Origin of the sequence: Actinoplanes sp. NPDC048791, from assembly GCF_040650095.1 — a bacterium.
Classification (GTDB): Bacteria; Actinomycetota; Actinomycetes; order Mycobacteriales; family Micromonosporaceae; genus Actinoplanes.
Genome location: NZ_JBEZGQ010000735.1, coordinates 1 through 4390, shown reverse-complemented (window position 1 = coordinate 4390; position 4390 = coordinate 1). Strand labels below are relative to the sequence as shown.

Genomic DNA, 4390 nt, shown 5'->3' with positions numbered 1-4390 from the left:
GTGCCGCCCAGGAAGTAGTCGTACATCCGGGCCGGGCTGGGCCGGTTCGGATCGATCCCGGCGGGGAGCGGCGCCGGCTCACCCATGTCGCCCTCCCAAAGTTCGAGCGATTCGATGAACCTCGCCCCTTTTGCCGGAAATGATTTTACGTTGGGTGTCGCGCGTGCGGGTGGTGAACCGGGCGCCGGGTGGACGGGGGGACTGTGGAGCCGCTGGAGTCCCTGACCGGCCTGCTCGTGCAGGAGGCGCCCGACGCCGTGATCATCGTCCGTTCCGACGGCACGATCGCCCTGGCCAACCGGCGGGCCCACGGCATGTTCGGCTATCCCGAGCGGACCCTGCCGGGCCGGTCGGTGGATGAGCTCGTACCGGACGAGATCCGGGCCGTGCACCCGCAGCACCGGGCCGGCTACCTGGCCAGCGCCCATCCCCCGCTGCGCCGCCTGCCGCTGCGCGGCCGGCGGTGCGACGGCAGCGTCTTCCCCGTCGAGGTGTCGCTCGCGGCGGTGGCCGCGCCCGGCGGCGAGATGTACGTGACCGCGGTGCTGCGCGACGACACCGCGCACCGGGAGGCCGAGCAGGCCCGGGCGCTGCTGGCCTCGATCGTCCAGTCGTCGCACGACGCCATCGTCACCACCGACCTGGACGGCGTGGTGCTGACCTGGAACCCGGGGGCGGAACTGCTCTACGGTCACCCCGCCACTGAGATGGTCGGCTCCCCGGTCCACCGGATCATCCCCGCGGACCGGCGCGTCGACGAGGACGAGGTGCTGGCGCTGGTCCGCCTGGGTGGCCGGCTGGACCGGTACCGCACCTACCGGCTGCACGCCGGCGGATCGGCGATCGCCGTGTCGCTGCTGGTCTCCCCGCTGCGCGACGCCGCCGGCACGATCGTCGGCGTGACCACCACGGCCCGCGACATCAGCGACCGGGAACAGGCGGAGGCGCGGGTGCAGGCCGTGCTCGACGCGGCCCCGGACGCGCTGCTGGGCGTAGACGCCGACGGTCACGTGGTGCTGGTCAACGCCGAGGCGGAACGGATGTTCGGCTACCCCCGGCACGACCTCACCCACATGGCCGTGCGGCGGCTGCTGCCCGACGGCCTGCCCGCGGCCTCGACCGTCCTGCGTACCGGGGGCGACTCCACCCCGCTGGACACCGAGCGGCTCACCGGCCCCGTCACCCAGGGCTGGGCCACCCGGACCGCCCGCCGCCGCGACGGCACCGACCTGCCGGTGGACATCTCGTGCAGCGCCCTGGACACCGTCAACGGGCTGATCGTGGTGGCCGCCGTCCGCGACATCACCGACCGGCTCGCCGTCGAGGCCGAGCAGCAGGCCCTGCGCGCGGAGGCCGAGCAGCAGAAGATGGAGGCCCGCTTCCAGCGCACCCAGCGGCTGGAGAGCCTGGGCCAGCTCGCCGGCGGGGTCGCGCACGACTTCAACAACCTGCTCGCCGTCATCCTCAACTACGCCGCGTTCATCGTCGAGGACGGCGCCGGCACGCCGTTCGCCCAGGACGCCGAGCAGATCGCCCGGGCCGCCCGGCGCGGCAGCGACCTGACCCACCAGCTGCTGTCCTTCGCCCGCCGGGAGGTGATCCGGCCCCGGGCGCTGGACGTCAACACCGTGGTCACCGAGGTGCACCAGATGCTGCAGCGCTCGATCGGCGAACACATCACCCTGGCCGTGCAGACCGCGGACGGCCTGCCCGCGGTGATGGCTGACCCGGGACAGCTGGAACAGGTGCTGGTCAACCTCGCGGTCAACGCCCGCGACGCGATGCCCGGCGGTGGTCACCTCACCATCGACACGGCGGCCGTGCCGGTCGACGCCGACCACGCCGCCGGCCGCGCGGGCCTGAGCCCCGGCCGCTACGTGCGGATGCGGGTGTCGGACACCGGTACGGGCATGCCCAAGGACGTCGTCGACAAGGCCTTCGACCCGTTCTTCACCACCAAGCCCAGCGGCCAGGGCACCGGGCTGGGCCTGGCCACCGTCTACGGCATCATCACCCAGGCCGGCGGCACGGTGCAGATCTACTCCGAGACCGGCCTGGGCACCACGATCACGGTGCTGATGCCGGTCACCGACGCGGCGGTGGCGGCCGAGCCGGACCAGCCGCCACCCGTGGTCATCGACGGTCACGGGATCACCGTCCTGGTCGTCGAGGACGAGGACGCACTGCGCGAGGTGACCGAGCGCATCCTGCGACGGGCCGGCTACACCGTGCTGACCGCGGCCGACGGCGTGCAGGCGCTGCGGCGGGCCAAGGCGTACCCGCACCGGATCGACCTGCTGCTCACCGACGTGATCATGCCGGGGATGCTGGGCAAGGACGTGGCCGCGGCGGTGGTGGCCGAACGCCCGGACACCCGGGTGCTGTTCATGTCCGGGTACGCCCAGCCGGTGCTGACCACCCACGGCACGCTGAGCGCCGACGTACACCTGCTGGAGAAGCCGTTCACCAGCGCCGAGCTGATGCAGGCCATGCAGACGCAGCTGCGCCACCGCACCCGCTGAGGCCGCTCTGGTGGTGGCCGGGGCGGCCGGGCATGCTTGGCCGGTGACCAGCACGGCAGCGGGCCCGGATCCCGCCGATCCCCGGTTCTCCGACGAGCAGCTCGCCGCGCTGCGGGCCTACGGCGTGCCGCGCCGGGTGCCGGCCGGTGCCGTCGCCTACAGCCCGGCCGACGAGCACAACGACCTGCTGGTGGTGCTCGCCGGGGAGATCGTCGTCGGCGACGAGTCGCCGGGCAACGAGGTGGAGTTCGCGCGGTTCGGGGCCCGGGGGTTCGTCGGCGAGCTCAACCTGCTCACCGGGCAGCGGCCGTACGTGACGGCCCGGGCCGCCGTCGACAGTGAGCTGGTCGCGGTGTCGGTGGACCGGCTGCGGGAGCTGCTCGGCCGCGAGACCGATCTGGCCGACCTCCTGGTCACCGCCATGATCGCCCGGCGCCGGTTGCGACTGGCCGGGGCCCGGGACGCGCCCTTCGAGATCATCGGCACCGATCGGTCCGAGGCGTCGCTGGCCCTGCGGACCTTCCTGAACCGCAACACCATCCCGTACCGGTGGGTCGACGCGGACGCCGGCGGCGGGCCGGACGAGCTCGCCTCGGCCGGGGCGAGCCGCGCGGATCTTCCGGTGGTCGTGCATCCCGGCGGGGTGCTGCTGCGCTGCACGCCCGGCCGGCTGGCCGAGGTGCTCGGGCTGGCCCAGCTGCCCGGCGACGACCTGCTCTACGACGTGGCGGTGATCGGTGCCGGTCCGGCCGGGCTGGCCGCGGCCGTCTACGGCGCGTCCGAGGGGCTGCGGGTGGCCGTCTTCGACGCGACCGGGCCGGGCGGGCAGGCCGGCACCAGCTCGCGGATCGAGAACTACCTCGGCTTCCCGGACGGCATCTCCGGCGCCGAGCTGACCACCCGGGCGACGATCCAGGCCCAGCGCTTCGGGGCCCGGCTCAACAGCCCGTGCCGGATCACCGGGATCGAGCGGCAGCCGGACGGCTTCACCGTGCTGCTCGGGGCCGGCGCGCGGCTGATGGCCCGGACGGTCGTGGTCGCGACCGGGGCACAGTACCGGCGGTTGCCGCTGGACAACTGGCCCCGGCTCGAGGGGGCGGGCATCTACTTCGCCGCCACCGAGCTGGAGGCCGGGCTCAGCGCGGGCGGCCCGGTCTTCGTCCTCGGCGGCGGCAACTCGGCCGGGCAGGCGGCCCTGTTCCTGGCCCGGCGGTGTACGCGGGTCACCATCGTGATCCGCCGCGGGTCGCTGGCCGAGTCGATGTCGCAGTACCTGGTCGACCGGATCGACGCGCACCCGGTGATCACGGTGGCGTCGTCCACTGTCATCGCGGGGGTGGACGGCGGCGAGCACCTGGAGACGGTGACGCTGCGGCACACGCCGACGGGTGAGGTCAGTCAGGCGCCGGCCCGGGGCCTGTTCTGTTTCATCGGTGCGCGGCCGGCGACCGGGTGGCTGCCGCCCGAGGTGGAACGCGACGACGACGGCTTCATCCGTACCGACGTGGCGCTGGGCGGGTCGCGGCTGCCGTACGAGACCTCCCTGGACGGGGTCTTCGCCGCCGGTGACGTGCGCCTGGGGTCGATGAAGCGGGTGGCCGCGGCGGTCGGTGAGGGCTCGTCGGTGATCCGGTCGGTGCATCAGCACCTCAGCGAGCGTGCGGGCCACCTTGTCCGGCCTTGGTAGCTTTCTGTCACATGATCATCCATCGTCCCTCCTTCCTCAAGCGCGAACCGTCCCCTCCGTCCGTAACGGATAGTGACGATGCGAGTGCGCGGGAGCCGGCGATCTCGCGGCGGCGCCTGCTGCGGGCCGGGCCCGGACTGGCCGGGGCCCTGGTGCTGGCCGGCTCGGCGTCGGCGTCGGC

2 protein-coding genes are annotated in these 4390 nt (G+C 73.6%); both read left to right on the top strand.

The genetic code is table 11. The annotated features are described in order from the left end of the window. The first annotated feature begins 188 nt into the window (after window positions 1–188). On the top strand, window positions 189–2522 hold the full coding sequence (locus AB0C29_RS35745) for a PAS domain S-box protein (protein ID WP_360829957.1): 2334 nt from the start codon (window positions 189–191) through the stop codon (window positions 2520–2522). Window positions 2523–2565: 43 nt separating this feature from the next. After that, window positions 2566–4209, top strand: a complete 1644-nt coding sequence (locus tag AB0C29_RS35740; protein ID WP_360829954.1) for an FAD-dependent oxidoreductase — start codon at window positions 2566–2568, stop codon at window positions 4207–4209. Window positions 4210–4390: the final 181 nt, after the last annotated feature.